Below are 26,606 nucleotides of genomic sequence, written 5' to 3' on the forward strand. Positions count from 1 at the left end.
GGAGAACCGACCATGGAAACCGGCGGACCGCGCCTCGCCGGCGCCGAGCTGACCCTCGCCTACGAGAAGCGCACCATCGCCGAAGGGCTGAGCGTCGCCATCCCCGACCGGTCGTTCACCGTCGTCGTCGGCCCCAACGCCTGCGGCAAGTCCACCCTGCTGCGCGCCCTCTCCCGCACCCTCAAGCCCTCCGCCGGCTCCGTGCTGCTCGACGGCCAGGACATCGCCGGCATCCCGGCCCGCAAGGTCGCCCGCACCCTCGGCCTGCTCCCGCAGTCCTCCGTCGCCCCCGACGGCATCACCGTCGCCGAACTCGTCGCCCGCGGCCGCTACCCGCACCAGGGCCTGCTCCGCCAGTGGTCCCCCGAGGACGAGCGGGTGGTCGCCGAATCGATGGCCGCCACCGGCGTCGACACGCTCGCCGACCGGCTCGTCGACGAACTCTCCGGCGGCCAGCGCCAGCGCGTCTGGATCGCCATGGCGCTCGCCCAGGAGACCCCGCTGCTCCTGCTCGACGAACCCACCACCTACCTCGACATCGCCCACCAGATCGAGGTCCTCGACCTCTGCGCCCGGCTCCACGAGGAGCAGGGCCGCACCCTCGTCGCCGTGCTGCACGACCTCAACCACGCCGCCCGCTACGCCACCCACCTCATCGCCATGCGCGACGGAAAGGTGGTCGCCTCCGGGCCGCCCGCCGAGATCGTCACCGCCGAACTCGTCGAACAGGTCTTCCGGCTGCCCTGCCGCGTCATCGACGACCCGGAGACCGGCACCCCGCTGGTCGTCCCCGCCGCCCGGCGCGGGGCCGTCCACCACGAAGGGAACCGGGCATGACCGCACGCACCTACCGCGACGCCCACGGCATCCCGCACCTGCGCGCCGACGACCCGCTCGAACTCGCCCACCTCCAGGGCCGCAACGCCGCCGCCGACCGCGCCTGGCAGATCGAGGTCGAACGGCACCGCGCCCACGGCACCTCGGCCGCCTTCCTCGGCGCCGACGCCCTCGGCTGGGACGTCTTCGCCCGGCAGGCCCGGCTCGCCGACACCGCCCGCCGCTGCTACGACGCCCTCGCCCCGGAGACCGCCGAGTGGGTCCGCGCCTACGTCGACGGCGTCAACACCGGACTCGCCGAAACCGGCCACCGCGCACCCGAGTTCGCCACCGCCGGCACCACCCCCGGCCACTGGGAACCGTGGACCCCGCTCGCCGTCTGGCTCTCCCACCACATCCTGTTCGCCGGCTTCCCCAGCAAGCTCTGGCGCGACCGGGTCGCCCGCGCCCTCGGCGAGGAGCACACCGAACTCTTCGCCACCGACGGCCCAGGCACCTCCGGCAGCAACGGCTGGCTGATCGCCGGCGAGCGCACCGCGAGCGGCGCCCCCCTGATAGCCGGCGACCCGCACCGCTTCATCGAGGACCCGGGCATCTACCAGCAGATCCGGCTGGCCTGCCCCGAGTACGACGTCATCGGCCTCGCCGTCCCCGGCGTCCCCGGCATCGGCCACTTCGGCCACACCGGCGGCGTCGCCTGGGCCATCACCAACGCGATGGCCGACTACCAGGACCTCTACCGGGAACGCCTGCGCCGCACCGACGGCCCCGACGGCCCCCGCGTCGAGGCACTCGGCCCGGACGGCTGGCAGCCCGCCACGGCACACCACGAGACCGTCGAGGTCGCCGGCGCCGAACCCGTCGAGATCGAGATCGTCGAGACCGACCGCGGCCCGGTGATCGTCGGCGGCACCGACGGCGACGCCGAGACCCTCAGCCTCCGCCACCCGCCCCGGGCCGACGCCGAACTCGGCTTCGACGCCCTGCCCGCCCTGCTGCGCGCCCGCACCGTCGCCGACGTCGACCGGGCCTTCGACCGCTGGGTCGAACCGGTCAACGTCGTCCAGGCCGCCGACACCGACGGCGGCCTGCTGCACCGCGTCGCCGGCGCCGTCCCGCTGCGCCCCCGGGCCAACAGCCTGCGGCCCGTCCCCGCCTGGGACGCCGGGCACACCTGGCGCGGCCGCCGCCCGATGCCGCGCGCCGAGGTGCACGGCGCCGCCGTGATGGCCAATCAGCGCGGCCTCGCCGCCCCGCTCGGCGTGGAGTTCGCCCCGCCGCACCGCGCCGACCGGATCGCCGACCTGCTCGCCGCCCCGGTCTCCTGGACACCGGCCGACATGGCGGTCGTCCACATGGACACCCACGTCGCCTCCGCCGCCCCGCTGCTCGACCTGCTGGCCGGCCTCGACGGCCTGAGCCCGGCCGCAGAGAAGCTCCGCGACCGCCTGCTCGCCTGGGACCGCCGGATGGCCGCCGACTCCGTCGACGCCGCCCGGTACGCCGCGCTGCGCTCCGCGGTCGTCCGCCGGTTCGCCGCCGAACCGGCACTCGCCGGCCTCGCCGGAGCATCCCCGTACCCGGAGCTGTTCCTGCCCTGGCTCGCTCTGCTGCCGCGGGTCGCCTTCGCGCTGGAGACCCTGCTGGCGGACGACCGCCTGCCCGGAGTGGACCGGGCGGAGCTGGTGCGAGCCGCCGTGGAGGAGGCGGCCGGGGCGGACAGTGGCGAGACCTGGGGTGCCACGCACCGCCTGGCACCCTGGCAGGCCCTGCCCGGCGCGGACGGCGGACCCGACGAGGACTGGCCGGGGCTGGGCGGCGACCACGACTGCGTGCTCTCCACCTCCAGCGTCCCCGGCCTCACCGACCGCAGCGCCCGCGGCTCGGCCGCCCGGTACGTCTGGGACCTCGCCGACCGCGACGACAGCCGCTGGGTGGTGCCGTTCGGCGCCTCCGGGCTGCCCGGCCACCCGCACCGCCGCGACCAACTGCCGCTCTGGCTGAGCGGCGGGCTCGTTCCCGTCACCACCGACTGGACCCGCCTCACCGAGGAGCCGTGATGACCGCCGACACCCCCGCCCGGGCCGCCCTGCCCGCGGACCGCCCGGCGCTGTACGAGGAGAAGCTGCCCGCCTCAGGAGCCGTCCGGATCGTCGAGCTCGACCCGGAGGCCGACGCCGACCTCGTCCACCGCTGGGTCACCGAGCCGCGGGCCCGGTACTGGGGCATGCTCGACGCCGACCGCGAACAGGTCCGGGAGACCTACGGGTTCGTCGACTCGCTGAGCACCCACCACGCCTTCCTGGCGCTCCGCGACGGCCGGCCGGCCGCGCTCTTCCAGAGCTACGAGCCCGAGCACGACCCGGTCGGCGAGTGCTACCGGGTACGGCCCGGCGACCACGGGATGCACCTGCTGATCGGCCCCGCCGACGGGCCCACGCAGCACGGTGTCAGCCGGGCCCTGGTCGGCGTGTTCGTCCGCTTCCTGCTCGCCGACCCGGGCCGCCGCCGGATCGTCGCCGAGCCGGACGCCCGCAACGAGCGGGCGATCGCGCTGCTGCGGCGCTGCGGCTTCGACCTCGGCCCGGAGATCGACAAACCGGAGAAGCGGGCCCGACTGGTCTTCCTCACCCGGGAATCCTCCGAACGGGGCTGACCCGTCCTCAGACGGTCAGCACGATCTTGCCCCGGGTGCCGCGCGACTCGATCAGTTCGTGCGCCCTGGCGGCCTCCTCCAGCGGCAGCACGTGCTGCACGTGGGGCCGCAGCCGGCCCTGGTCGGCCAGTTCGGCCAGCGCCGCCAGGCCCACGTGGTCGGGCTCGACGGTCAGCCCGGTGAAGCGCCGGCCGGCCGCCGCGGCCGCGGCGGTCAGCTCGGCGCTGCCCCGCTCGACCAGGGTGATCAGCAGGCCGTCCTCGGCCAGCATCGGCAGCGAGCGCTGCCCGTATCCGCCGCCGATGCCGTCCAGGACGACGTCGATCCCGCTCAGCCCGGCCGCGAAGTCGCCCGCCGCGTAGTCGATGACGTGGTCGGCGCCCAGCGAGCGGACGAAGTCGTGCTTGGCGGCGCTCGCCGTGGCCAGCACCTCCGCGCCGCGGGCCTTGGCGATCTGTACCGCGAGGTGGCCGACGCCGCCGCCCGCGCCGTGGACCAGCACCCGCTGCCCCTCCCGCAGCCCGGCCGTGTCGACCAGCGCCTGCCAGGCGGTGAGGCCGGCCAGCGGCAGGGCGGCGGCCCGCACGTGGTCGAGGCCGGCCGGCTTGCGGACGAAGTGCCGCGAGGGCGCGGCCACGTACTCGGCGTAGGCGCCGGCCGGCCGCGGGAACAGCGGCATGCCGAACACCTCGTCGCCGACCTCGAACCGGGTGACGCCCGGGACGACCTCCTCGACGACGCCCGAGACGTCCCAGCCGAGGACGAACGGGGGCTCGCCGAGCAGCGGCAGCGCACCGGCCCGGACATGGGCGTCGACGGGGTTGACCGAGGCCGCGTGCACCCGGACGAGCACGTCGCCGGCGAGCGGGACGGGGCGGTCGGTCTCGGTCGGGACGCGCACGTCGGGGGTGCCGAAGGACTTCTGGGTGATGGCGCGCAAGGGGTGCTCCTCGGGACTGCGGGACGGTTCCCGCCGATCGGTTCGGCGTCCACGCTAGGAGCCGGAGAAGAGACGATGAATGGTCGATCCGCTCGATTCGATGTCCGATCGTCTCGTCTGTCCGGACGGTCGGGATAGTCTCGCCGGGTGGACATCCTGACCGACGCCGTCGCCTCCGTCCGGACCGGCAACCCCGTCTCCGCCTGCACCGACTGCCGGGCGCCCTGGGGCCTGCGCTTCGCCGAGCAGTCCGGCGCCGGATTCCACGTGGTGCTCTCCGGCACCTGCTGGCTGATCGAACCCGGCGGCGCGACCACCCGGCTCGGCCCCGGCGACATCATCTTCGTGCGCAGCGGCCGCGAGCACGTCCTCGCCGACGACCCCGGCTCCCCGGTCGTCGACTACCGGATCGACCGCAGTTGGCCGGTCTCGCCGGTGCGGCGCCCCGCCCGACCCGGCACCGGCCCGGTCACCTCGCTGCTCTGCGGCTCCTACCACCTCGACCAGGAACGCCCGCACCCGCTGGTCGCCACCCTGCCCCCGCTGATCCACCTGCCGGCCCGGCGCGGCCGCCACACCGCACTCGCCGCGGCCATCGACCTGCTGGCCGCCGAACTGGAGCAGCCCGGCCCCGGCTCGGACGGCATCGTCGCCCAGCTCATCGACCTGCTGCTGCTCTACATCCTGCGGGCCTGGCTCGACGAACAGCCGGACGCCGCCGCAGCCGGCTGGGCCGCCGCACTGCGCGACCCGGCGATCGCCCCGGCACTGAAGGCGATCCACGCCGCACCCGGCGACGCCTGGACGGTCGAGAGCCTCGGCGACAGCGTCGGCCTCTCCCGGGCCGCCTTCGCCCGCCGCTTCACCGGCCTGGTCGGCGAGCCTCCGCTGGCCTACCTCACCCGCTGGCGGATGACCACCGCGGCCGGCCTGCTGCGGCACTCCGACACCCCGATCTCGGTGGTCGGCGACCAGGTCGGATACAGCTCCGAGTTCGCCTTCGCCAAGGCCTTCAAGCGCGCGTACGGGCTGCCGCCGGGCGAGTACCGGCGCCGCGCCCGCGAGGCCGCCTGACCCGGGACGGGACGGCCGCCGGCACGGTCGGCCAACACGCCGAGGCCCGCGGACGGGGCGCGTACGGCCGGTCCGCGACGGATACTGACGCCATGCGCCAGAACCCAGAGAACCCGGAGTTCCCCGAGGACTACGACGAGGAGTCGCCGGCCGTCATGGAGGCGGAGGACGAGGAGCGGGAGGTGGCCGAGCGCCAGGGCGACGAACTGGAGCAACTGCGCGAGCGGCGGGCCCTCGGCGCGGACGAGGCCGACGACGGCGACGCCGTCGAGCAGGCCCTGGTCGCCTCCCTCGACGACGAGGACGACTACCGGGACTGACCCCGGCGCTGCGCGTAGGGGGCGCCACTCAGAGGTGCCCCCGGCGCCCCTTGGTCGCCTACAGCGCCCGCTGCCGCTGGAGCCAGGTGAAGGCGAGCCAGCCCGGCAGGACCGGCAGCAGGAAGACCAGCAGACGGAAGAGCATCACCGCGGCGAAGGCGCTGCCCTGGTCCATGCCGCCGGTGTGCGCCAGGCCCTCGGTCAGCAGGCCCTCCACCACGCCCGCGCCGCCCGGCGTGGGTGCGGCGGAGCCGGCCGCGTTGCCGGCCAGGAACACCACGGCGACCGCGCTGAAGGACGGCCGGGCGCCGACCGCCATCGCGCAGCAGTACAGGCAGGCCACGAAGGCCGTCGACACCAGCAGTTGGCCGGCGATGCCGGCCGCCAGCTTGCCCGGCTGCTGCAGCAGGTCGAGCAGCCGTGGCAGCACCTCGGCCCGTAGCGGCCGCAGCAGGCCGGCTATCCGCCGCCGCAGCCAGGGCACCGCGAGCGTGGACAGCAGGACCGCCGCGACCAGGCCCAGTCCGGCCGCGAGCCAGGCCGGGCTGGGCAGCTCGGTCTGCGGCCCGAGGCCCACCAGGGTGGTGAAGAAGGCGAGTTGCAGCATGTGCAGCGCCAGTCCGACCAGCTGGGAGGCGCCCACGCTGGAGAGCGCCTGTGCGGTCGGGATCCCGCTGGCCTGCAGGAACCGGGTGTTCAGCGCGATGCCGCCCACCCCGCCGGGCGACACCAACTTGACGAAGGAGCCCGCCACTTGGGCGGCCGAAGCGCGGCGCGCGTCGAGTCTCTCCGGGACGAAGCCGACGAAGCCGAGGGTGGCCGCGCCGTAGCTCGCGACCGCGGCCAGGGCGGCCGCCGCGAGCCAGAGCGGGTCGGCGTCCGCCACCGCCCGGAAGGAGTCCAGCCCGGAGCCGAACAGCGCCTGCAGCAGCAGGTATCCGCCGGCCATCCCGGCCGCCACGGTGGCCAGCGTGCGCGGCCGCAGCCGCTCCAGCCGGACGGGCTCCGCCGGCGCCTGCGGGCGCAGCCGGAGCACCTCCGCGCGTATCGCGGCGGCCAGTTCGGGCTGGCCCGCCAGCGCCTCGCGGGTCGCCCGGCCGAGGGCGATCGGCTGCAGCAGCTGCAGCGCGGCGCCGATCGCGGCCGGCCCGAGCACCGCGGCGCCGGCGGCCACCGCGCGCTCGGGGCCGGCGCGCAGGGCCAGCACGGTGAGCATCCCGGCGACGTCCAGTCGCAGCAGCAGCTCGCCGGCCGCGATCTCGCCGTGCGCGAGTTCGGTGAGCTGCACCTCGCCGCCGGGGCCGAGCCGGACGGTGTCGGGGCCGAGGGTGCGGTGGGCGATGCTGCGCCGGTGCAGCAGCCGCAGCTGCCGCCAGGCGTCCCGCAGCACCTCGTCGGTGACCTCCGCCGCGGGGACCTCGCCGAGCGGCCGGCCGGGCAGGTGCCGGTACGCCACCAGGGCCGCGTCCGGGCCGAGTTCGGCGGCGGCCAGGGGCTCAGGGGTGCGCACCCCGGCCGCGACGGCGGCGTGCGCGACCAGGGTCTGGTGTTCCAGGCCGGCGCGCAGTGAGCGCAGGCCGAGCGGCAGCGGAGCGGTGCGCAGCCGCAGCAGCTGCCACACGTGCTGCGGCAGGCCGAGTGCGGCGGCGCGCCGGTCGAGCAGCCGGACGTCCAGGTCGGGGCGGTCCTGGTGCTGGGTCACCAGGTAGCGGCAGGGGCCGGCCACCCGGACCGTGTTCGGGCGGGTCCCGGCGTTGCGCAGGGTCACCCACAGCTGCAGCTCGGACGGCTCCCGGGTGGGTTCGCCGACGGCCCAGGACACCAGGTGGGCGGTGGTCCAGCCGACCAGCAGGGCGAGCACCACGGACAGCGGGGTGGCGTAGCCGGTGAGCAGTCCGGAGAGTCCGGCGGCGGTGAGGGTGGCGGCCAGCGAGGCACGCCAGCGCGGCAGCCCCCCGGTGCCGACCGCGGTCATGAAGGCGAGCACCGGGGCCAGGTGTCCGTACACCGGGTCGGTGCGGCCGGGGCCCCCGGGGGACGGGTGGGTGAGCGCGGTCAGGCCGCCCACCGCGAGGTCGAGGAGGAGCGAGAAGGCGTACGCCAGGACGGCGGCCAGCACGCCGTCGGCGACCTGCCGGCCGGCCCGGCGCAGTACCCGGCCGACCGCGAAGGCCAGCGGTACGAGCAGCAGCGCGGCGGCGCTGCAGGCGGCCAGCAGCCGCACCGGCGGCTGCGGCAGCAGTCCGGTGCCCTCGGCGACGTCGGCGTCCAGGCCGCCGGCGGTGCCCTGGGCGTACTGGGCGAGCAGCAGGAGCAGGCCGATCGCGGCGATCCCGATCAGGGCGCGGATCAGCGCCGCGGGGTGTCGCACCCGGCGGTGACGCGGTGTCGCGGGCGCGGTCCGCAGCTCTCCTGCGGGGTTCAGCGTGGCCACGCGGCATGCTCCCACATCCCCCGGACGGCGGAGTGCCGACCGCGGCACACGGCAGGGGTGCCGGGAGGGCGGCGGGCCCGGGCGGGTACGGAGCCGCCAGTACAGAAAGGAATGAAGGCGCTAAAATCCGGACATAACACCTCGTGCGGCCGGTGTTCCCCGAGCCCCGCGGCCCCCGCGGGCGGCCCGGCTGCCGATAGGGAGGCCGACCATGGCCAAGCAGACCACCGGCAAGATGACCAAGCTCCGCCGCGGCACCCAGGACCTGCTCGAACGCCGCGGCATGGCCAGCAATCCGGGCCCGCTCGCCCCGCAGCTGCACACCGACAACCCGACCGCCGCCCGCATCGGGCCCTACTTCGGGGACGCGATGTTCAGCCACGGCGGACGCCGGGCCTCCACCACCGCGGGGCCGATGGCCGGAGTCGCCCACCACGTCGAACTGCCCGGCCACCGCCACCGCGGCGCCGAGAAGCACTCCGCCCACTGAGCCCGACCCGCGCCGCGCCCCGCCGGGCGGCGGGGCGCGGCCGCACGCCGATGCGGAAGAGTGGGGCCGCGACCGCCGCCCGGCGGCCGCCCCCCGACGCGGAGGAGCACCGCATGTCCGACAGCCCCCTGCTGCAGACCCGCGAGGAGTGGCTCGCCTCGCTGCCCCGGGTGTACGCCGCCGCCGGCTGCCTGATCACCGACCCGCAGGGCCGGGTGCTGATCGTCAAGGCCGGCTACCGCGAACACTGGCAGTTCGTCGGCGGCACCGTCGACCTCGGCGAGAACCCGCAGCAGTGCGCCTCCCGCGAACTGCGCGAGGAGACCGGCATCGAGAAGCAGGCCGGCGACCTGCTGGCCGTCGCCTGGACCAACCCCTCCGGCGAACTCGACCACCCCGCCTGCCACTTCCTCTTCGACCTGGGGACCCTCCCGGCCGACACCCCGATCACGCTGCCCGCCGGCGAACTCGACGACCACCGCTGGGCCGAGGTCGACGAGGCACTCGACGTGCTCGGCCCGGCCCGCTCGCTGCGTCTGAGCGCCGGCCTCGCCGCCCGCGCCGACGGCCGCACCCGGATCGTCACCAGCCCGGTCAGCGGCTTCTGAACATCCGGCCGACCACCCGGCGCGGCCTCAGAGGACGAGCTTGAAGCCGTCGTGGCTGCGCTCGAAGCCGAGCGAGGCGTAGAAGCGGTGGGCCTCGGTCCGGCGCTTGTTGCTGGTCAACTGGACGAGACCGCAGCCCTGTTCACGGGCCCGGTCGATCGCCCGGGCCAGCAGCAGCCGGCCCAGCCCGCCGCCGCGCCGGTCCGCCCGGATCCGGACGGCCTCGATCAGCGCCCGCTCGGCGCCGCCCCGGCCGAGGCCCGGGACACGGGTCAGCTGCAGGCACCCGAGCACCGTCCCGTCGCCCTCGTCCAGCACCAGCAGCTCATTGCGCGGGTCCGCCTCGATCGCGGCGAAGGCCGCCTCGTACGCTGCACCGACCTCCACCGCCGCGGGATCGGTGACGGCCGACTCGTCGGTGAGCAGGGCGAGCACGGCGGGCAGGTCTCGGCGGGCGGCGGTACGGACGATCACACGGGGAGTGTCGCAGATGGAGATCCTGGAGTACCCGGAGGCCGAGGTGCCGGCGCCGCTGCGGGCCCAGGTGTGGGCGCTGCAGGAGCAGGCCTGGCCGACCGGCGGCGCCGACCCGGGCACCAGCCACGACCCGGCGCTGGACCCGCGGAGCATGCTGCTCGTCGACGGCTCCGCCGTGGTCGCCGCCCTCGACCTGCTCGGCAAGGAACTCGAGCACGGGGGAGAGGTCTTCGCCGCCCGCGGCCTCTCCGCCGTGGTCACCGACCCGGGCCGCCGCGGCCGCGGCCACGGCCTGGCGCTGGTCACGGCCGCCCGCGCCCGGATCGCCGCACTCGGCGCCGACCTCGGCCTGTTCACCTGCGACCGGCCGCTGATCGGCTTCTACGAGCGGGCCGGCTGGGAGGTGCTGCCCGGCGCCGTCCTGATCGGCGGCACGCCCGAGGAGCCCTTCCCCAGCGACCGGCCGGGCTTCGACAAGGCAGTGCTCGCCGGGTTCTTCTCCGCGCCCGCCCGTGCCCGCCGGCACGGCTTCGACCGCGCCCGGATCGCGCTCCACCCGGGCACGGTCGACCGGCTCTGGTAGCCCGTCGCGGGGCCGTCAGCCCAGCAGCCGCGCCCGGACCGCCGCCGTGTCGGCCGGCGGCAGGTATCCGGCCGGCTCGAACTCGGCGATCGTCTCCAGCAGCGCCGCCTCGGCGGTGGTGCCCGCCCCGTCCAGCACCGCCTCGATCTCCGCGGTCTCGTCGGGGCGGCCCAGCATCGCCCAGAGCGGGCGCAGGTTGTCCGCGCTCAGCAGGTAGTCGTCGACGATCGAGTCGGCCGTCACCCCGGCCACCGCGAGCAGCACGAGGGCGGCCAGGCCGGTGCGGTCGCGGCCCGCCCCGCAGTGCACCACCACCCCGCCCGGGCCGGCCTGGCCGACGGCGGCCACCACCCGTGCCACCGCCCGCTGGCAGTGGTCCAGGTACGGCCGGAAGGACAGCGGGGTGCCGTCCAGCCCGCCGAACCGGGCCCACCAGTCGGGCCCGGCCAGCTCGTCCAGCGGCACCCGCACCAGCTCCACGCCCTCCGGGCGCCGCAGCAGCGGCCGGTACTCCTCCTCGTTGCGGAGGTCGACCACGGTGCGGATGCCGTACGCCTGCAGCGCGGCCCAGCCCTCGGCGGTCAGCCGGTCCAGGTTGTCGGCGCGGACGACGGCCCCCCGCCGCGTCCGCCGGCCGTCCCGGGTGGGCAGCCCGCCGAGCTCGCGCACATTCAGGCAGCCGTCCCACACCAGGCGCCGATCGTCCGTCATGTCCCGTTCCCCCCAAGCCGTCGCGGGGGCCTCGTCGAACCCCCGGAGAACAGACTCCCGGCGGTACGCCGATGGTTCCCCGCGCACCCCTGCGCGGCGCCCCGCCGGGCCGCCCGGTCAGGCGCCGAAGGCCCAGAGGTCGCGGCCCGCGGTGTCGCGGCAGCGGACGGCGCCGAAGCGGGCGTCGCCGACCGAGAGGAAGCCGGTGGCCGCGCCGCGGAGCACCTCGCGGGCGACCGCGTCCCCGTCCGACCAGTCGCCGTACAGCCGCAGGACCCGGTCGGACAGCTCGGTGCGGCGGATCGGGGCCACGTCGGCCAGCCGCAGTGCCGCGTTCACGTCGACGAGCTCGTCGGGCGCGAGGTAGCGCCCGGTGTCGCCGGAGGCCGCCTCCAGGCGGCGGAGCAGCTCGGGCAGCCCGTAGTGGCGGACGGCCGCCACGGTGTCCTGGACGGCGACGGCCCACCGCGGGCCCGGGGCTATCTGCCACCACACGTCGCCGCCGACCGGCAGCAGCGAGCCGATCCCGGCCCGCCAGGACTCCAGACCGGTGACGGCGTTCGGGTTCGGCCGCAGCGCCCGCCCGGGCCGCCCGTCCGACCAGGAGGACTTGCGGGTGAGCCCGAGGTTCACCGTGTAGCGGACGATTCGGTCGTCGGCCGCGCCGAGCTCGACGCCGAGCAGCGCCCAGTGCTCCTCGTCCGGCAGGGCGAAGGTGTGCCGCCATCCGGTGAAGCCCATGGCGCGCAGGGCGGGCGCGAGGTGGTCGCGCATGCCCTCCGCGAAGAGCGTCCGGGCAGTGGTCATCACGGTGTCCTGGGGGTAGGGGACCGGCGGCGGCCGCGAGGGGTGGCGCGACCCTGTCCAACGTATGCCCCGGTCACCTCTGTCGGCCGCGGACGAATGACAGCTGCTGCCAGGACATTGGTCCCGCCGGCCATGGTCCTCGGACCCGGCCGGCGGAGATCGCCCCGTCGGCCCCCCGGCACACCCGGATGGCCCATGATGGGGCGGGTGCACAGTGCAGATCACCACGGGCCGGGCGTCGGCGACCCGGCGGTCCACACCACCAGCCCGGACCACCCGCCCGGCCGGCAGGCGGACCTCACCGCGACCGTCGAGGCCGCCCGGAACGGCGACGAGCAGGCGTTCCGGCTGCTGTTCAGAGCCGTCCAGCCCGGCCTGCTGCGCTACCTGAGGGTCCTGGTCGGCGGCAGACCCGAGGACGCCGAGGACATCGCCTCCGAGACCTGGCTGCAGATCGCCCGCGACCTCCCCGGCTTCCGCGGCGACTCGGACGGCTTCCGCGGCTGGTGCGCCACCATCGCCCGCAACCGCGCCATGGACCACCTGCGCCGCCAGCGCCGCCGCCCGGTCGCCGACCTGCCCGTCGAGCACCTGTTCGACCTCGCCGCCGCCGAGGACACCGCGCGCAGCGCCATCGCCGCCGTCACCACCGCCGACGCGCTCGCCCTGATCTCCCGGCTGCCCCGCGACCAGGCCGAGGCCGTCCTGCTGCGGGTCCTGCTCCAGCTCGACGCGGAGACCGCCGCCCAGGTGCTCGGCAAGCGCTCCGGCAGCGTCCGGATGGCCGCCCACCGCGGGCTGAAAAGGCTGGCCAAGCTGCTCGAACAGACCGGCGGACCCGCCGCCGGCCTGCCCCGGCAGCAGTCCGCCGAAAAAAATTCCGCGCAGGGTGTGACACCCGCGCGGACCGCGACGCTGAAGGACATGAGATGAGCAAGAACCGATCCCGCCGGATCGACCGGGACACCGCCGAGCAGCTGCTCGGCGGCACCGCGGTCGGCTCGGAGGCCGGTCCGGCCTCCCTCACCGGTCACGCGGCCCTCGCCGGGCTGCTCGCCGCCGCGGCAGCACCACCGGCCGACGGCGCACTGCCCGGAGAGGACCAGGCCGTGGCCGCCTTCCGGGAGGCTCGTCGCACACCTGCACCGCACCCCGGGAGAGCGAGCATGGCGGACCACGCGCGAAGGAGGACCTTCACGCTGAAGGCACTCGTCGCGGCGTTCGCCGTGACCGCCGTCGGCGGCGTCGCCGTCGCCGCGGGCACCGGCAACCTGCCGCAGGCACTCGGCGGCAGCCCGTCCCACGGGCACGGCCCCACCGCCGCGGCGACAGCCCCGTCCGACGGGGCCTCGGCCACCCGCACCGGCCGCGGCACCACGAGCGCGAACCCCGCCTCCCCGAGCACCGCCGGACGGACGGACGGCGCCGTCTCCCCGTCGGCCGGCCGCCCGTCCTCACCGGCCTCCGCCCTGCCCGAGGTCGCCGCGCTCTGCCAGGTCTGGGCGGACCACTCGGCCGCCGGTGAGAAGCAGCGCGAGCTGCTGGCCGAGCCCCGGATGGCACCGCTGCTCGCGGCGGCCGGCGGTGCGGCCAAGGTGGAGCGGTTCTGCAAGTCCGTCCGGGGCGCCACGGCGAGCCCGTCCACCACGCCCGGTGCGGACCGCGGCGACGGGGACCAGACGCCCAGCCCCACCCCGACCAAGGCCGAGCGGACACCGACCCGCACCGCCCCCAGGTCCCTCCCCGCCGGCACCGACCCGATCGGCGCCGCGATGAGGTGACACCCCAGCTCCGGACGGCCGGCGGGCACACCCCCCCCGGATCCGTCGGCCGTCCGGTGACCCGCACCACCCCGAAGACTCCGGGGGGTCGGTGGGCTCCCCCGTGCCCACCGCCTCCCCGGGATCCGCTCCGGACGGGCGCAGGAACTCCCCCGGGTCCTTGCGCCCGTCCGGATCCGCCCGTCCGGATCCGTCCCTCGGCGGGCGCCACGGAGCCCCGGGCGGGCGGTGGATTCCCCCGTGTCCACCGCCCGCCCGGCCCCGGGGCCACGACAGGAGTTCCCCATGACCGACGACACCCTGCGGATCCCCCGCGTGACGGCGCCGCCGACCGGCGCCCCGGTGTTCGTCGACGCCAGCGGCCGCCGCCGACGCCTCGTCCGCCGGGCCGGCTGGCTGCTCACCGTGCCCGCCGCCGGCTACCTCGGTCTGCTGGCGTCCAGCCTGGTCGGCGGCCCGACCCTGGACGCGCCGTTCCTGCCCGCGCTGCCCGCGCACACCGCGGACCCGGCCGCCACCGCACCCGCCGCACCGCCTGCCGCAGCCACCGCCGCCCCCGCGGTCCGCCCCGCCGGGACGGCGACCGTCCCCCGCGAAGCGGTCACACCGCCGGCCGCCCGTCCGACCACCGCCCCACCCGCCACCGCAGGCCCCACCGCCACACCGGGCCCCACCGCTACCGGCCAGGGCCACGGCCGGCCGACCGCCCAGCCCGGCCGCAAGCCCACCAAGACCCCGTGAGCGCCGCCCCGTGACCACCGCCACCCGCCCGCGCAGGGGCGGCCGCCGCGCCGCCGTCCGGCAGACACCGCTGCGCACCCACTGGCTGCTGCTGACCGTGCTCGTCCTCACCCTGGCCGCCGCCCTGCTGCTGCAGGGCTACACCCGGCACATGTACGGGCACGCCGCGGACGGCGCCGCACCCGACCGCGGCAGCGCCGCAGCCGTCCCCGAGGCCGTCCGCACCGGAGGCCCGGTGATCGCCGCGGCCGAGGAGGGCGCACCCCGCACCGCCCGCCCGGCCGCCGGCACGATCGCCCTCACCTTCGACGACGGCCCCGACCCGCGCTGGACCCCGGAGATCCTCGACGTGCTCCGCCGCCACGGCGTGCACGCCACCTTCTTCACCGTCGGCACCCAGGTCGCCGCCGAGCCCGCCCTCGCCCGGCGGATCGTCGCCGAGGGCCACCAGATCGGCGTGCACACCTTCACCCACGCCGACCTCTCGACCGCCGCCCCGTGGCGCCGCACGCTGGAACTCCGCGAGGCCCAGCTCACCCTCGCCGGTGCCACCGGCGTCACCAGCACCCTCTTCCGGCCGCCGTACTCCGCCGGCAACGACGCGCTCACCGACACCGGCTGGGACGCCGTCCGACAGGCCGGCCGCGAGGGCTACCTGACCGTGCTGACCAGCCAGGACACCGAGGACTGGCGCCGCCCCGGCGTCGCGTCGATCGTCGCCGCCGGCACCCCGCAGGGCCGCGACGGCCAGATCGTGCTGATGCACGACGCCGGCGGCGACCGCAGCCAGACCGTCGCAGCCCTCGACGCCCTGCTGCCCCGGCTGCAGGCGGCCGGCTGGCGCTTCGAGACCGTCTCGCACGCCGTCGGCCTGGCCGACCCCGTCCGTCCGGCCGGCACCACCGAGCACTGGCAGGGGCTCGCCCTGATCGCGGTGCTCGGCGCCAGCGCCTGGGTGCTCGACCTGCTGGAGTGGCTGCTCTGGGCGGCCGGCGCGATCGGTGTGCTGCGGGCCGTCGCCCTGCTCGTCGCGGCCCGCCGGCACAAGCGGCTGCGCGCCCGCGGCTGGGGCCCGCCGATCACCGAACCGGTGTCGGTGATCGTCCCCGCCTACAACGAGAGCGCCGGCATCGAGGCCGCCGTCCGCTCACTGCTCGCCTCCGACCACCCGGTCGAGGTGATCGTCGTCGACGACGGCTCCACCGACGGCACCGCCGACCTCGTCGAATCCCTGAACCTCCCGTACGTCCGGGTCTTCCGCCAGCCCAACTCCGGCAAGCCCGCCGCCCTCAACCTCGGCCTGCGCTACGCCCGCGCCGAGCTCGTCGTCATGGTCGACGGCGACACCGTCTTCGAGCCGGACGCCGTGCGGATGCTCGTCCAGCCCTTCGCCGACCGCCGGGTCGGCGCGGTCTCCGGCAACGCCAAGGTGGTCAACCGCGGCGGCCTGCTCGGCCGCTGGCAGCACATCGAGTACGTGGTCGGCTTCAACCTCGACCGCCGCCTCTTCGACCTCGCCGAGTGCATGCCCACCGTGCCCGGCGCGGTCGGCGCCTTCCGCCGCTCCGCGCTGCTGCGGATCGGCGGCGTCGGCGAGGCCACCCTCGCCGAGGACACCGACCTCACCATGGCGCTGTGCCGGGCCGGCTGGCGGGTCGTCTACGAGGAGCGCGCCAAGGCCTGGACGGAGGCCCCCGCCTCGCTCGGCGCCCTGTGGCGGCAGCGCTACCGCTGGTGCTACGGCACCCTGCAGGCCATGTGGAAGCACCGCGGCGCGCTGCGCCAGCGCGGCCAGGCCGGCAAGCTCGGCCGCCGCGGCCTGCTCTACCTGCTGATGTTCCAGGTGCTGCTGCCGCTGCTGGCCCCGGTGGTCGACGTCTTCGCGCTCTACGGGCTGGTCTTCCTCGACCCCGTCCGGATCGTCGGCCTCTGGCTGGCATTCCTGCTGATGCAGGCGGCCATGGGGGCGTACGCGTTCCGGCTGGACGGCGAGAGGCTCGGCCCGCTCTGGACGCTGCCCCTGCAGCAGTTCGTGTACCGGCAGCTGATGTACCTGGTGGTGATCCAGTCGGTCTGCACCGCACTGGCCGGATCCCGGCTGCGCTGGCAGCGGATGCAGCGCTACGGAAGCCTCTCCGTCCCGCCGCCCGCCACCGGGGCCGCACCGGGCCGCTAGGGTGCACAGGTGCACGAGGCGGGCGCCGAGGCCCGGACCACCGAAGCGAGAGGAGCCGGACAGGTGATCGGACGCGCGCTGAACGGCCGCTACGAACTGACCGAGATACTCGGCGTCGGCGGCATGGCCACCGTCTACCGCGCCGTGGACCACCAGCTCGGCCGCGCGGTCGCGGTCAAGGTGCTCAACGGCGGTCTCGCCGACGACCCCCGCTTCGCCGAGCGCTTCGGCCGCGAGGCCCAGCTCGCCGCCATGCTCGTCCACCCGCGGATCGTCATGGTCTTCGACTCGGGCGTCGACCAGGGCTCCCCGTACATCGTGATGGAGCTGGTCCAGGGCCGGACGCTCGGCCGGCTGCTCGCCGAGCAGCGCACCCTGCCGGTCGAGCGCGCGGTCGGCATCGCCGCCGCGGTCTGCGAGGCCCTGGAGGTCGCGCACGGCGCCAGCCTGGTGCACCGCGACGTCAAGCCCGGCAACGTCATGATCTCCGACGACGGCGGCGTGAAGGTCGTGGACTTCGGCATCGCCCGCGCCAACGCCTCCGCCGGCCAGCAGCTCACCCAGAGCGCCTCCGTCCTCGGCACCGCCTCCTACCTCTCGCCCGAACAGGCCACCGCCGCCCCGCTGGACGGCCGCTCCGACCTGTACGCGGTCGGCTGTGTGCTCGCCGAGATGCTCACCGGCACACCCCCGTTCACCGGCGACACCCCCGTCGCCATCGCCTTCAAGCACGTCTCAGAGCAGCCCGCCCCCGTGTCGCTGTACCGCCCGGAGATCCCGCCCGCGCTGGACGTCGCCGTCATGCGGCTGCTGGCCAAGAACCCCGAGGACCGCCCGGCGACCGCCGCCGCCGCCCGCGCCGAGCTGCTGGCCGCCGTCCCGGTCGCCGCCGCCCAGGACCGCACCAGCGAACTGCTCGGCGCCGCCACCCAGCTGCTCCCGCCGGTGGCCGCCCCGCCGGGCGGCTTCCCGACACCGCCGCCATTCCCCGCCGCGCACCCGCAGCAGCCGTACGTCGAGCAGCAGCGCACCTCGCTGCTGCCACCGCTGGAGATGCCGCCGCCCGCCGCACCGGCCTGGGAGGACGAGGCGCCGCCCGAGCGCCGCAACCCGTGGCTGCTGGCGGGCGCCGGCGCGGCCGTGCTGGCCGGCGTGGCCGCGGTGGCGGCGTTCGCCTTCAGCGGCGGCCCGGCCGGTGAGGGCACCGCGGCCGCCGCCACCCCCAGCACCACGGTCTCCGCGGCCCCCGCGAGCCCCACCCCCTCGGCCACCCCGTCACCGAGCGCCACCGGATCGGCCTCGCCCTCCGCCGGCCGGCTCACCCCGGTGGGGGCCCTCGCAGCCCTGCGCTCCGACATCGCCGACACCGATTTCGTCAAGGAGAAGGACCGCAAGGAGGCGCTGCTGCGCACCCTCGACGCCGCCTCCGACGCGATGGGCGCGGATGACTGGTCGGGCGCCGAGGACAAGCTGAAGTCGGCCCAGCGGACGCTCCGCGACCTCGGCAAACGACACGCCCTGCCGCCCGCGACCAGCGTCTCCTGGCAGACCAGGCTCGCCGCGATCACCGCCTCCGCGCACGCCAAGGCGGACTGACCGGCGGCTCGGTGCGGCCTCGGCGCGGCCTCACTCGGGGCCCGACCGTCCCTCGGGCGTGCGGCCCAGCCGGCGCCCCACCAGGTTGCGGGTCCGCCGGCTGACCGAGGTGGCGCCCGCGGTCAGGAAGATCAGCGTGTAGAGGATCTGCAGCATCACCACGCCCCGGGCCTCCTGGCTGACCGGGGTGATGTCGCCGTAGCCGACCGTCGCCATGGTGATCACGGTGAAGTAGAGGGCGTCCAGCCGGGTCTGCACGGTGCCGTGGAACGTCCCCGGGGACTTGGCCAGCGACAGGTAGGTGGTCGCGAAGAGGATCAGTGCCGCCGAGATCAGCACCATGATCACAAAGGCCGGGTGGCCGGGCCGTTCGGTCAGTTCCGCCCAGATCTCGTGCAGCAGCGCCGCGGCGAGGCCGACCAGCGCCACGCCGAAGGCCGTCCAGCTGATCATCGGGTGCTCCGGTCCGAACACCCCGATCGGCACCAGGAACCACGCGGTCAGCATCAGCGTCGGCCCACCCAGCATGGCCACCAGGCCCAGCAGATTCGGACGCGCTCTCACGGCCGCACCTCCCCGGTCGGTCCCGCCGGGCCGGTGCCCGGCTCGTCCAACAACTCGACCACGGCGAGGACGGCCAGCAGTGCGACGCCCAACCACACCGCCACCAGGGCCGTCGGACGGTCCCACAGCAGCAGCACGAGGACGGACGCGCCGACGGCCGCCCAGCACAGCCCGGCCTTGAACCGGTGCACGAAGCGCCCGACCGGGCCGAGCCGCAGCCCCATCCGCTCCGCGGCCGTCCGGACACCGCCCAGCCCGGCCTCCCACAGCCCGCGCACCGCACCCGCCGAGCGCCCCCGCCCCGACAGCCAGGCGCCCAGCGCGACCAGCACCCCGAGCACGACCACCAGCCGGACGGCGTCCCGCAGGTAGCGCACCAGGGTGTCGTAGACCGCGGCGGCGGCGTCCTGGTCGACGCCCGCGGGCAGCCGGTCCAGGTAGACCGCCCGGAAGCCGGTCAGCCCGAGGCCGAACAGCCCGGCCGCGCCCGCCACCGCCAGCGCGGCAGCCACCGCGGCCCGCCGCCGGCGCACCGCGAGCAGCACCCCGCCCGCGGCGCAGGCGGCCGCGAGCACCGCCACCCAGTACCCCGCGAGCGACAGCAGTCGCAGCAGCGTCCGCACGTGCTCCACCTGCTCGGACCTGACCAGCACGTACGAGGTGTGGATCTCCGGGATGCGCGAGGCGATCGCCACGCCGTCGGCGGCCAGGGCCTGCTTGGCCCGGTCGATCACCGGCGCCAGGTCGAGGGTGACGGTGTCGCCGCGGATCTCGACGGCGCCGCCGCCCGCACCGGTCACCGCCCGGTCGACGGCGGCGTGCGCGCTCCGGTTGAGCTCGTCCCAGACCGCCGGGAAGGCATCGCTGCGCACCAGCCGCTGCACGCCGTCGTGGACGAGTCCGGTGACCCCGCTGTCCAGGGCGGAGCCGAGCCGCTGCAGCAGTGCGTCCAGCAGGGGTGCGCCGCCCGGGGCGAGGTCGGAGACCAGGGAGTCGACCGGCAGCCGCTGGACGACGGCCTCGGTCACCCGGTTCGTGACGGCGGCCTGCACCGCCGGGTCGTCGGCGAGCGGCGCCATGGTCGCGACGTACCGGTCGGTGTCGGTGATCTCCGCCTTCGTCCAGGCGGCGAGCACGGCCAGGGGGGTGAGCAGCGCGGCCAGCACGATCAGCAGGGCGGCGGTGGCGGAGCGCAGCGGGCACCGCCCGGGCGCCGGACGGGGCGCGGGGCCGTCCGGCCCGTCGTCCCGCGTGCTGCTGGCCATCGGTGCCTCCACAAGGGGCTGCGTCCGTCCCAGCAGACACCGGCTCCGGCGGTCGGGCCAGTCGGCGAGAACGCCGGAGCCGCCGGTACGTCGGGTGACGTACCGGCGGCTCCGGGGTGGTCTCAGGCGTTGGTGGCCGACTTGTTGGTCTCGGCCGACGTGGTGACGGTGGTCGGGCTCACCGCGGGACGCGGCTGGTCGGCCGGGGTCGAGGAGGCGGTGGTGTTCTGGCCCTCGGCCGGGGCGTCGTCCTCGCGGAGCGCCTTGGTCTCGGCCTTCAGGATGCGCATGGACTTGCCGAGCCCGCGGGCCATCTCGGGCAGCTTCTTCGAGCCGAACAGCAGGACGAGCACTGCCACCATCACGAGGATGTGCCAGGGCTCGAGACCGTTACGGAACATCCCTGACCACCGGTCCTTCCGAGGAGTTTCTCGTCGCTTCTTGGGCGCCGGACGAGTGTGCCCGACTCCGGCCAGTATGCCTGGCCGGAGCGACGGACGTATACACCGGTCCGGAAACCACGGTCAAAATGCAGGTGATTCCTGGGTGGTGGTCTGGACCATTTCGGGCGCAGCTCCGCCGGTGGGACCGGCCGGCAGGTGCTTCATCAGACGGTGGGCGACCAGCGCGGCACCGATCAGGAAGACCGCACCGGCCACCGCGGCGAGGTGCATGCCGTCCGCGAAGGCGCCCCGGGCGACCGCGAGCAGCTCCGCGCCCGTCCGGCCGCCGAGCTGGGCGGCGGCGGTGACGGCTCCGCCGAGCGTGTCGTGCGCGGCCCGGGCGGCGTCCCCGGCGACCCCGGCGGGCAGTCCCTCCTCCAGGCGTGCCTTGTAGACCGCGGTGCCGGCCGTGCCGAGCACCGCGATGCCCAGCGAACCGCCCAGCTCGGACGCGGTCTCCGAGGCGGCCGAGGCAGCGCCGGCCTGCTCCGGCGGCGCGGCCGAGACGACCATCTCGGTGGTGAGCGTCATGGTGCCGACCGAGCCGGCCGCGATCACGCCGGCCGCGGTGAGCGGCAGCCAGAGCGGCGAGTCGGGCCGCACCAGGACCATCAGGGCGTAGCCGCCGGCCCCGGTCAGGAAGCCGGCCGTCATCAGGACGGCCGGGCGGACCCGGCCGGCCAGCGCGCCCACCGAGCCGGCCGCCGCCGCGACACCGACCGAGGGCAGCAGCGCCCAGAGGGAGGCGGTCAGCGGGCTCATCCCCTTCACCAGCTGCAGGTACTGCGAGGTGTACAGGGTGAAGCCCATCATCGCGAACATCGCCACGGTGTTGACCGTGATCGCCCCGGTGAAGGTGCGGATCCGGAACAGCGCGGGGTCGATCAGCGGGTGCTCGGCGGTGCGCAGCCGGCGGACGAGGGCGGCCATGGCCAGCGCCCCGGCGGCCAGCGCGGTGAGGGGTGCGACGGCCCAGCCGTCCACGGCGAGGGTCTTGACGCCGTACACCGCGGGCAGCACGGCGGCGATCGACAGGGCGGCGCCGGGGAGGTCGAAGCGGCCCTGCCGCGGTGCGCGGTACTCCGGCATGAGCACCGGCGCGGTCAGAAGGACGAGCAGCATCACCGGGACGGCGGCCAGGAAGGCGGAGCCCCACCAGAAGTGGTCCAGCAGCAGCCCGCCGGCCACCGGGCCGAGGGTGGCGCCGCCCATCAGCGCGCCGGTCCAGATCCCGAGCGCGGCCTGGCGCTGCTTGGGGTCGTGGAACATGTTGCGGATCAGCGCCAGCGTGGACGGCATGACGGTGGCCCCGGCCACCCCCAGCACCGCCCGGGCGGCGATCAGCCCGCCGGGCCCGTCGGCCCGGGCGGCCAGCAGCGAGGCCGCCGCGAACCCGGCCGCCCCCAGCATCAGCAGCCGCCGCCGGCCGATCCGGTCGCCCAGGGCGCCCATCGGGATCAGCATCCCGGCCAGCAGGAACGAGTAGATGTCCATGATCCACAGCTGCTGGGTGCCGCTCGGCCGCAGGTCGGTGGAGATGAACGGAACGGCGAAGAAGAGCACGCCCATGTCCATGGTCAGGACGAGAGTCGGCAGCAGGAGGACGGCGAGTCCGGTCCATTCGCGTCGGCCGGCGCGGCCGTGGGTTGCGGTCATGGCAGTGACTGTACGAGCGTATGAAACGCTTGTCTAGTACAAGCGTCTAAATCAATCGTGTCAGTCATCCGTGCAAGACGTTCGTCCAGATCGGCGGTAGCATCGGGCGCATGGGAAATCGCGAGGACCTGCTGGCCGGCGCCAAGCGCTGCCTCCTGGAGAAGGGCTACGGGCGCACCACCGCCCGGGACATCGCCTCCGCCGCGGGCGTCAGCCTGGCCGCCATCGGCTACCACTACGGCTCCAAGGACGCCCTGCTCACCCAGGCGATGCTGGAGGCGATGGGGGAGTGGGGCGACGAGCTCGGCCGGGTGCTCAGCGCGCTCGGCGGGGAGACGGACCCTCAGGAACGCTTCGTCGCCGCCTGGGACAAGGTCCTGGAGAGCTTCGCCGAGCACCGCGGCCTGTGGGCGGTGCAGATCGAGATCCTTGCCCGGATGGAGCAGTCGCCCGAACTGCGCGAGGTGCTCGGCGGCGCGCAGAAGGAGGCCCGGCTCGGGCTGTCCGCGATGTTCCAGGGCGTGCCGGAGGTGCCCGACACCCCGGAGGAGCTGGCCCGCGGCGCCTTCTACCAGGCGCTGCTCGCCGGGCTCGCCACCCAGTGGCTGGTCGCGCCCGACATCGCCCCGGACGGACGCGAGTTCCTCCAGGGCCTGCGGCTGGTCGGCGCCGAGGTGCTGCCCGGCGCCTGACCGCCGACGGCCGCCGTCAGGCGGTGACGACGGTCAGCAGCACGACCGAGTCCTCGTGCGCGAGCAGACCGTGCCGCTCCTGCGGGATGCCGTGCAGCTCGCCGGCCACCGCCTCCCGGCGCCGGCCCGCCACGGTCAGCGACACCCGGCCGCGCAGCACCAGGAGGCTGGCCGCGACCGGGGCGTTGTGCTCGTCCAGCGAACTACCCGCCGTCAGGGCGATCACGGTCTGCCGCAGCACGCCGTCGTGCAGCACCAGATGGGCGCTGCGCCCGTGCGGGTGCTCGGCGGCGAGCGCGGCGTGCTGGTCGGCGAGCGCGTCGATGTCGACGCGGACGGGTTCGGTCATCGCGGCCTCCTTGCGGACTCGACACCCCGAACCATGAGACACCCCTCAGGCATCCGGCCGCACCCGCACCCGCTCGGCGTGCGGCCCGCCCGGACCGGCCCGATCGTGGAGGCATGGCGACCAACCAGAAATTCACCAACGGATTCCGCGTCAACCGCACCATGCTCGGCACCGGAGTGGTGCTCACCGGCATCGGCGCCGTGCTCTCGCTGGCCGGCACGGCGATCGTGTGCGCGACCCTCGCCTCGGCGGGCCGCGACTACGTCAACCGGATGGAGACCCCGCCGAGCGAGCAGGCGCGGCGGGCGATGCAGCAGGCGAAGGCCGCCTCGATGGCGGGCCTGGAGGCCTGGCGCACCGAGAGCACCAAGGCCTCCGCCAACTGAGCCCCGCCGCGCGGACCGGGGCTCGTCGTCAGGGCCGGGGCAGCACTGCCCCGGCCTCCTGGCGCAGCTCCTGCTTGAGGACCTTGCCGGTCGGGTTGCGCGGCAGCGGCCCGGCGCGGAACACCACATGGGCGGGCACCTTGAACGCGGCCAGCCGGGCCGCCACGTGCGCGCGGACCTCCGCCGCGTCCGGCCCCGCGCCCGCGTGTGCCACCACCACGGCCGCGACCTCCTCGCCCAGCAGCGGGTGCGGGACCCCGACCACCGCGGCGTCCGCGATGTCCGGATGGCTCAACAGGACACCCTCGACCTCGCCGCAGTAGACGTTCTCGCCGCCGCGGATCACCACGTCCTTCAGCCGGTCCACCACGTACACCTCGCCGTCCGCCCGCCGCGCGAGGTCCCCGGTGCGGAACCAGCCGTCGGCGGTGAACGCGGCGGCGGTGGCCTCCGGGTCGCCGCGGTAGCCGAGGAACACCGGCTGGCCGCGCAGCAGCAGTTCGCCGATCTCGCCGTCCGGCAGCGGTGCGCCGTCCGGGCCGGCGATCCGGACCTCCACCGCCGGGCACGGCCGGCCGATCGACTCCGGCCGGGCCAGGTAGCGGGCGCCCACGTTGGCCGTCACCCCGCCGCAGGTCTCGGTCAGGCCGTAGCCGTTGCGGGCCTCCACCCGGCCGCCGAAGGTACGGGCGATCCGCCCGGCGAGGCCGGGCGGGGCGGGCGCGCCGCCGGTGCTGACCATGGTGAGGCTCGCCAGCGGATCACCGGCTGCGTCGGCTGCGTCGAGCAGGCCGAGCGCGGTGGTGGGCACCCCGGCGAAGATCGTGACGCGGTGCCGGGCGATCAGCTCCCGTGCCGCGTCCGCCTCCCAGCGGTGCATCAGGACGGTCGTCCCGCCCGCGGCCATCGCCAGGAAGACCGAGGTGAAGGCCGCCACGTGGAAGAACGGGAAGGTCATCAGCACGGTCGGCGGCGGCGCCGCCTGCGGGGCCTCGCCCCGGCAGAGCGCCGCCCCGGCCGCGAAGAACCGCGGGGTGTGCGCGCCCGCGCACCAGTTGGCGTGGCTGGCCGCCACGCCCTTGGGGCGGCCGGTGGTGCCCGAGGTGTAGATCAGGGTGGCCGGGTCGTCCGGGCCCGCGACCGGCTCCGGGGCCGGCAGACCGGTGAGCGGCAGGTCCTCGAACCGGTCGTGCGGGCCGGCTGTGCCGCCCGTGCCGGCCGCGCCGACGGTGAGCAGCGGCACGCCGTTCACCGCCGCCCAGTCGGCCGTCCGTCCGGCGCGCTCCCGGTCGGTGACGACCAGGCCCGGAGCGCAGTCGTCCAGCGCGCGGGCCAGCTCCTCCGCCCCCCACCACGCGTTCAGCGGGACGGCGACCAGGCCCGCGGCCTGCGCGGCCCAGAAGGCGATCTGCCACTCCGGAAGGTTGCGCATCGCGATCGCCACCCGGTCGCCCGGGCGCAGCCCGTACACCGTACGGAAGCGGTGGGCGACCGCCGAGGCGGCGGCGTGGTGCTCGGCGAACGTCCAGACCCGCTCGCCGGCCACCAGGAACGGGCGGTCGCCGTGGGCGAGGGTGGCGTCGAACAGCTCCCGCAGGGTGCGGGGGCCGCGGACGTACCGCGGCCCCCGCGGGCCGGGCTCCGCCTCGAACGGCGCGCCGGGCGCGGCCAGCGACCGGTGGGCGCGGGCGACGGCGGCGAGCGAGTCCTCCGGTGCGGTGGTCATCGGCCCGGCGACCTCACAGGCCCAGCGACTTGGCGATGATGGTCTTCATGACCTCGCTGGTGCCGCCGTAGATCCGGAACACCCGGTTGTCGGTGTAGAGGCGGGCGATCGGGTACTCCAGGATGTAGCCGTAACCGCCGTGCAGTTGGAGGCACTTGTCGATCACGTCGGAGGCCGACTCGGTGCAGAACAGCTTGGCGGCCGCCGCGTCCGCGACCGTCAGCTCGCCGTGCTGGTAGAGCTCCAGCGCGCGGTCGACCATCGACTGCTGGGCCACCACCTGCGCCTCGCAGTCGGCCAGGGTGAACTTGGTGTTCTGGAACTCCGCGACGGCCTGGCCGAAGACCTTGCGGTCCTTCACGTACTGCACCGCGAAGCGCACCGCGGCGGCCGCGGCGGCGTACGCGCCGACGGCGATCGCCAGCCGCTCCTGCACCAGGTTGTGGGTGAGGTACGAGAAGGCCCTGCCCTCCTCGCCCAGCAGGTCCTCCACCGGCACCTTCACGTCGGTGAAGGACAGCTCGGCGGTGTCCGAGGTGCGCAGACCGATCTTCTGCAGCTTGCGGCCGACCGCGTAGCCCTCGGACTTCGTGTCCACGCAGAGGATCGACAGGCCGGCCCGGCGGTTCGCCGGGTCGTACGGGGCGGTGCGGGCCACCACCAGGACGAGGTCCGCCAGCACACCGCCGGTGATGAAGGTCTTCGCGCCGTTCAGGACGTAGTGGGTGCCGTCCTCGGAGAGCTTCGCGGTGGTCGAGATGCCCGCCAGGTCGGAGCCGGCGCCCGGCTCGGTCATCGCGATCGCCGTCATGATGTCGCCGGAGACGAAGCCGGGCAGCCAGCGCTGCTTCTGCTCCTCGTTCGCGTACTCCAGCAGGTACGGCAGCACCAGGCCGGTGTGCACCCCCGACGAGCCGAAGCTGACACCCGCCCGGGCGACCTCCTCGGTGACGACCGCCTGGTACTTGAAGCCGCTCTCGCCCGCGCCGCCGTACTCCTCCGGCACCTCGATGCCGTACACGCCGAGCGCGCCGAGCTTGCGGTAGAAGTCGCGCGGCGGGTGACCGGCCGCCTCCCAGCTCTCGTAGACCGGGACGACCTCCTTGGCGATGAAGTCCCGGATGGTCGCCCGGAACGCCTCGTGGTCCTCGTTGAACACCGTCCGGCGCACGGCGGCGCTCCCTTCGTTCGGCGGCTGATCGCCAGACAAGTTAATCGCCGGTAGCCCCGGGTGTAAAGCATCCGCGCGGCTTTTCCATGCAGGTCACGGACGGGATAAGTGAATCCTTGCTAC

At 75.5% G+C, this 26,606-nt stretch carries 27 protein-coding genes; 15 read left to right on the forward strand and 12 right to left on the reverse strand.

Annotation, left to right across the window (positions count from 1 at the left end):
* The first annotated feature begins 12 nt into the window (after positions 1 to 12).
* Genes AB0P35_RS04695 through AB0P35_RS04705 form a run of 3 tightly spaced genes read left to right on the forward strand, consistent with a single transcriptional unit; the run spans position 13 to position 3,493 of the window.
* The gene (locus tag AB0P35_RS04695; RefSeq protein ID WP_363506459.1) at positions 13 to 837 is read left to right on the forward strand and encodes an ABC transporter ATP-binding protein; all 825 of its coding nucleotides are present in this window, start codon (positions 13 to 15) and stop codon (positions 835 to 837) included.
* On the forward strand, positions 834 to 2,897 hold the full coding sequence (locus tag AB0P35_RS04700) for a penicillin acylase family protein (protein WP_363506462.1): 2,064 nt from the start codon (positions 834 to 836) through the stop codon (positions 2,895 to 2,897). The genes AB0P35_RS04695 and AB0P35_RS04700 overlap by 4 nt, the downstream gene beginning before the upstream one ends.
* Positions 2,897 to 3,493 carry a GNAT family N-acetyltransferase gene (locus AB0P35_RS04705; RefSeq protein ID WP_363506465.1) on the forward strand — a complete coding sequence of 199 codons (597 nt, stop codon included), beginning with the start codon at positions 2,897 to 2,899 and terminating at the stop codon, positions 3,491 to 3,493. The genes AB0P35_RS04700 and AB0P35_RS04705 overlap by 1 nt, the downstream gene beginning before the upstream one ends.
* A 7-nt stretch (positions 3,494 to 3,500) precedes the next feature.
* Here AB0P35_RS04705 and AB0P35_RS04710 read toward each other — a convergent pair whose 3' ends face one another.
* Positions 3,501 to 4,433 (reverse strand): NADP-dependent oxidoreductase, encoded by a 933-nt coding sequence (locus tag AB0P35_RS04710; RefSeq protein ID WP_363506468.1) that lies wholly within the window; start codon positions 4,431 to 4,433, stop codon positions 3,501 to 3,503.
* Positions 4,434 to 4,580: 147 nt separating this feature from the next.
* On the opposite strand from AB0P35_RS04710, the gene AB0P35_RS04715 reads away from it, so the two are divergent.
* The gene (locus tag AB0P35_RS04715; RefSeq protein WP_363506471.1) at positions 4,581 to 5,507 is read left to right on the forward strand and encodes an AraC family transcriptional regulator; all 927 of its coding nucleotides are present in this window, start codon (positions 4,581 to 4,583) and stop codon (positions 5,505 to 5,507) included.
* A 92-nt stretch (positions 5,508 to 5,599) separates the two neighbouring features.
* Positions 5,600 to 5,827 (forward strand): hypothetical protein, encoded by a 228-nt coding sequence (locus AB0P35_RS04720; RefSeq protein WP_095874165.1) that lies wholly within the window; start codon positions 5,600 to 5,602, stop codon positions 5,825 to 5,827.
* Between the two features lie 58 nt (positions 5,828 to 5,885).
* Here AB0P35_RS04720 and AB0P35_RS04725 read toward each other — a convergent pair whose 3' ends face one another.
* Entirely contained in the window at positions 5,886 to 8,261 is a 2,376-nt protein-coding gene (locus AB0P35_RS04725; RefSeq protein WP_363506474.1) for a lysylphosphatidylglycerol synthase transmembrane domain-containing protein, read from the reverse strand.
* A gap of 211 nt (positions 8,262 to 8,472) precedes the next feature.
* Between AB0P35_RS04725 and AB0P35_RS04730 the strand changes: the two genes are divergently transcribed.
* Complete coding sequence (locus AB0P35_RS04730) at positions 8,473 to 8,751, forward strand: hypothetical protein (RefSeq protein ID WP_095874167.1); 279 nt, start codon at positions 8,473 to 8,475, stop codon at positions 8,749 to 8,751.
* 113 nt (positions 8,752 to 8,864) lie between these two features.
* A complete protein-coding gene (locus tag AB0P35_RS04735) occupies positions 8,865 to 9,359 on the forward strand; it encodes an NUDIX hydrolase (RefSeq protein WP_363506478.1) in 495 nt (164 codons plus the stop codon).
* A gap of 27 nt (positions 9,360 to 9,386) precedes the next feature.
* Here AB0P35_RS04735 and AB0P35_RS04740 read toward each other — a convergent pair whose 3' ends face one another.
* Complete coding sequence (locus tag AB0P35_RS04740; RefSeq protein ID WP_363506481.1) at positions 9,387 to 9,833, reverse strand: GNAT family N-acetyltransferase; 447 nt, start codon at positions 9,831 to 9,833, stop codon at positions 9,387 to 9,389.
* A 16-nt stretch (positions 9,834 to 9,849) separates the two neighbouring features.
* Here AB0P35_RS04740 and AB0P35_RS04745 point away from each other — a divergent pair, with 16 nt between their 5' ends.
* Positions 9,850 to 10,419: a GNAT family N-acetyltransferase gene (locus tag AB0P35_RS04745; protein WP_363506484.1), complete on the forward strand. Its 570-nt coding sequence runs from the start codon at positions 9,850 to 9,852 to the stop codon at positions 10,417 to 10,419.
* Between the two features lie 15 nt (positions 10,420 to 10,434).
* Here the strand turns inward: AB0P35_RS04745 and AB0P35_RS04750 are convergent, their stop codons facing one another.
* Both AB0P35_RS04750 and AB0P35_RS04755 read right to left on the reverse strand, forming a co-directional pair.
* A complete protein-coding gene (locus AB0P35_RS04750) occupies positions 10,435 to 11,130 on the reverse strand; it encodes a tyrosine-protein phosphatase (RefSeq protein WP_363506487.1) in 696 nt (231 codons plus the stop codon).
* A 117-nt stretch (positions 11,131 to 11,247) separates the two neighbouring features.
* Positions 11,248 to 11,937 carry a hypothetical protein gene (locus AB0P35_RS04755; RefSeq protein ID WP_363506490.1) on the reverse strand — a complete coding sequence of 230 codons (690 nt, stop codon included), beginning with the start codon at positions 11,935 to 11,937 and terminating at the stop codon, positions 11,248 to 11,250.
* A gap of 198 nt (positions 11,938 to 12,135) precedes the next feature.
* Between AB0P35_RS04755 and AB0P35_RS04760 the strand changes: the two genes are divergently transcribed.
* From AB0P35_RS04760 to AB0P35_RS04780, 5 genes are all read left to right on the forward strand, one after another.
* Positions 12,136 to 12,870, forward strand: a complete 735-nt coding sequence (locus AB0P35_RS04760; RefSeq protein WP_363506900.1) for an RNA polymerase sigma factor — start codon at positions 12,136 to 12,138, stop codon at positions 12,868 to 12,870.
* Positions 12,867 to 13,718 carry a hypothetical protein gene (locus tag AB0P35_RS04765; RefSeq protein ID WP_363506493.1) on the forward strand — a complete coding sequence of 284 codons (852 nt, stop codon included), beginning with the start codon at positions 12,867 to 12,869 and terminating at the stop codon, positions 13,716 to 13,718. The genes AB0P35_RS04760 and AB0P35_RS04765 overlap by 4 nt, the downstream gene beginning before the upstream one ends.
* Positions 13,719 to 14,003: 285 nt before the next feature.
* The gene (locus tag AB0P35_RS04770) at positions 14,004 to 14,459 is read left to right on the forward strand and encodes a hypothetical protein (protein ID WP_363506496.1); all 456 of its coding nucleotides are present in this window, start codon (positions 14,004 to 14,006) and stop codon (positions 14,457 to 14,459) included.
* Between the two features lie 10 nt (positions 14,460 to 14,469).
* Complete coding sequence (locus tag AB0P35_RS04775; RefSeq protein ID WP_363506499.1) at positions 14,470 to 16,635, forward strand: bifunctional polysaccharide deacetylase/glycosyltransferase family 2 protein; 2,166 nt, start codon at positions 14,470 to 14,472, stop codon at positions 16,633 to 16,635.
* Between the two features lie 63 nt (positions 16,636 to 16,698).
* Positions 16,699 to 18,231, forward strand: coding sequence for a protein kinase (locus tag AB0P35_RS04780; protein ID WP_363506502.1), 1,533 nt, complete (start codon positions 16,699 to 16,701; stop codon positions 18,229 to 18,231).
* A 30-nt stretch (positions 18,232 to 18,261) separates the two neighbouring features.
* Here AB0P35_RS04780 and AB0P35_RS04785 read toward each other — a convergent pair whose 3' ends face one another.
* The 4 genes from AB0P35_RS04785 to AB0P35_RS04800 form a co-directional block, all read right to left on the reverse strand.
* A complete protein-coding gene (locus tag AB0P35_RS04785) occupies positions 18,262 to 18,795 on the reverse strand; it encodes an ion channel (protein ID WP_363506505.1) in 534 nt (177 codons plus the stop codon).
* Positions 18,792 to 20,060 (reverse strand): hypothetical protein, encoded by a 1,269-nt coding sequence (locus AB0P35_RS04790; RefSeq protein WP_363506508.1) that lies wholly within the window; start codon positions 20,058 to 20,060, stop codon positions 18,792 to 18,794. Before AB0P35_RS04790 ends, AB0P35_RS04785 begins: the two co-directional genes overlap by 4 nt.
* A gap of 122 nt (positions 20,061 to 20,182) precedes the next feature.
* A complete protein-coding gene (tatA, locus tag AB0P35_RS04795; protein ID WP_095874177.1) occupies positions 20,183 to 20,461 on the reverse strand; it encodes a Sec-independent protein translocase subunit TatA in 279 nt (92 codons plus the stop codon).
* A gap of 123 nt (positions 20,462 to 20,584) precedes the next feature.
* Positions 20,585 to 22,159 (reverse strand): MFS transporter, encoded by a 1,575-nt coding sequence (locus tag AB0P35_RS04800; RefSeq protein WP_363506511.1) that lies wholly within the window; start codon positions 22,157 to 22,159, stop codon positions 20,585 to 20,587.
* A 110-nt stretch (positions 22,160 to 22,269) separates the two neighbouring features.
* On the opposite strand from AB0P35_RS04800, the gene AB0P35_RS04805 reads away from it, so the two are divergent.
* On the forward strand, positions 22,270 to 22,851 hold the full coding sequence (locus tag AB0P35_RS04805) for a TetR/AcrR family transcriptional regulator (protein ID WP_095874179.1): 582 nt from the start codon (positions 22,270 to 22,272) through the stop codon (positions 22,849 to 22,851).
* Between the two features lie 16 nt (positions 22,852 to 22,867).
* Here the strand turns inward: AB0P35_RS04805 and AB0P35_RS04810 are convergent, their stop codons facing one another.
* Positions 22,868 to 23,200, reverse strand: a complete 333-nt coding sequence (locus AB0P35_RS04810; protein WP_095874180.1) for a cupin — start codon at positions 23,198 to 23,200, stop codon at positions 22,868 to 22,870.
* A gap of 113 nt (positions 23,201 to 23,313) precedes the next feature.
* Between AB0P35_RS04810 and AB0P35_RS04815 the strand changes: the two genes are divergently transcribed.
* The gene (locus AB0P35_RS04815; RefSeq protein ID WP_363506515.1) at positions 23,314 to 23,586 is read left to right on the forward strand and encodes a hypothetical protein; all 273 of its coding nucleotides are present in this window, start codon (positions 23,314 to 23,316) and stop codon (positions 23,584 to 23,586) included.
* A gap of 28 nt (positions 23,587 to 23,614) precedes the next feature.
* Here AB0P35_RS04815 and AB0P35_RS04820 read toward each other — a convergent pair whose 3' ends face one another.
* Positions 23,615 to 25,312 carry a class I adenylate-forming enzyme family protein gene (locus tag AB0P35_RS04820; RefSeq protein ID WP_363506518.1) on the reverse strand — a complete coding sequence of 566 codons (1,698 nt, stop codon included), beginning with the start codon at positions 25,310 to 25,312 and terminating at the stop codon, positions 23,615 to 23,617.
* Between the two features lie 13 nt (positions 25,313 to 25,325).
* Positions 25,326 to 26,483, reverse strand: coding sequence for an acyl-CoA dehydrogenase family protein (locus AB0P35_RS04825; protein WP_095874183.1), 1,158 nt, complete (start codon positions 26,481 to 26,483; stop codon positions 25,326 to 25,328).
* Positions 26,484 to 26,606: the final 123 nt, after the last annotated feature.

Source organism: Kitasatospora sp. NPDC085879 (assembly GCF_040686255.1).
Taxonomy (GTDB): domain Bacteria; phylum Actinomycetota; class Actinomycetes; order Streptomycetales; family Streptomycetaceae; genus Kitasatospora.

What these genes read in the sequence shown, in the direction of transcription:
- AB0P35_RS04695 (WP_363506459.1), top strand. Translation starts at nt 13, where the DNA reads ATGGAAACCGGCGGACCGCGCCTCGCCGGCGCCGAGCTGACCCTCGCC.
- AB0P35_RS04700 (WP_363506462.1), top strand. Translation starts at nt 834, where the DNA reads ATGACCGCACGCACCTACCGCGACGCCCACGGCATCCCGCACCTGCGC.
- AB0P35_RS04705 (WP_363506465.1), top strand. Translation starts at nt 2,897, where the DNA reads ATGACCGCCGACACCCCCGCCCGGGCCGCCCTGCCCGCGGACCGCCCG.
- AB0P35_RS04720 (WP_095874165.1), top strand. Translation starts at nt 5,600, where the DNA reads ATGCGCCAGAACCCAGAGAACCCGGAGTTCCCCGAGGACTACGACGAG.
- AB0P35_RS04730 (WP_095874167.1), top strand. Translation starts at nt 8,473, where the DNA reads ATGGCCAAGCAGACCACCGGCAAGATGACCAAGCTCCGCCGCGGCACC.
- AB0P35_RS04735 (WP_363506478.1), top strand. Translation starts at nt 8,865, where the DNA reads ATGTCCGACAGCCCCCTGCTGCAGACCCGCGAGGAGTGGCTCGCCTCG.
- AB0P35_RS04745 (WP_363506484.1), top strand. Translation starts at nt 9,850, where the DNA reads ATGGAGATCCTGGAGTACCCGGAGGCCGAGGTGCCGGCGCCGCTGCGG.
- AB0P35_RS04750 (WP_363506487.1), bottom strand. Translation starts at nt 11,130, where the DNA reads ATGACGGACGATCGGCGCCTGGTGTGGGACGGCTGCCTGAATGTGCGC.
- AB0P35_RS04755 (WP_363506490.1), bottom strand. Translation starts at nt 11,937, where the DNA reads ATGACCACTGCCCGGACGCTCTTCGCGGAGGGCATGCGCGACCACCTC.
- AB0P35_RS04760 (WP_363506900.1), top strand. Translation starts at nt 12,136, where the DNA reads ATGGGGCGGGTGCACAGTGCAGATCACCACGGGCCGGGCGTCGGCGAC.
- AB0P35_RS04765 (WP_363506493.1), top strand. Translation starts at nt 12,867, where the DNA reads ATGAGCAAGAACCGATCCCGCCGGATCGACCGGGACACCGCCGAGCAG.
- AB0P35_RS04770 (WP_363506496.1), top strand. Translation starts at nt 14,004, where the DNA reads ATGACCGACGACACCCTGCGGATCCCCCGCGTGACGGCGCCGCCGACC.
- AB0P35_RS04790 (WP_363506508.1), bottom strand. Translation starts at nt 20,060, where the DNA reads ATGGCCAGCAGCACGCGGGACGACGGGCCGGACGGCCCCGCGCCCCGT.
- tatA (WP_095874177.1), bottom strand. Translation starts at nt 20,461, where the DNA reads ATGTTCCGTAACGGTCTCGAGCCCTGGCACATCCTCGTGATGGTGGCA.
- AB0P35_RS04800 (WP_363506511.1), bottom strand. Translation starts at nt 22,159, where the DNA reads ATGACCGCAACCCACGGCCGCGCCGGCCGACGCGAATGGACCGGACTC.
- AB0P35_RS04805 (WP_095874179.1), top strand. Translation starts at nt 22,270, where the DNA reads ATGGGAAATCGCGAGGACCTGCTGGCCGGCGCCAAGCGCTGCCTCCTG.
- AB0P35_RS04810 (WP_095874180.1), bottom strand. Translation starts at nt 23,200, where the DNA reads ATGACCGAACCCGTCCGCGTCGACATCGACGCGCTCGCCGACCAGCAC.
- AB0P35_RS04815 (WP_363506515.1), top strand. Translation starts at nt 23,314, where the DNA reads ATGGCGACCAACCAGAAATTCACCAACGGATTCCGCGTCAACCGCACC.
- AB0P35_RS04820 (WP_363506518.1), bottom strand. Translation starts at nt 25,312, where the DNA reads ATGACCACCGCACCGGAGGACTCGCTCGCCGCCGTCGCCCGCGCCCAC.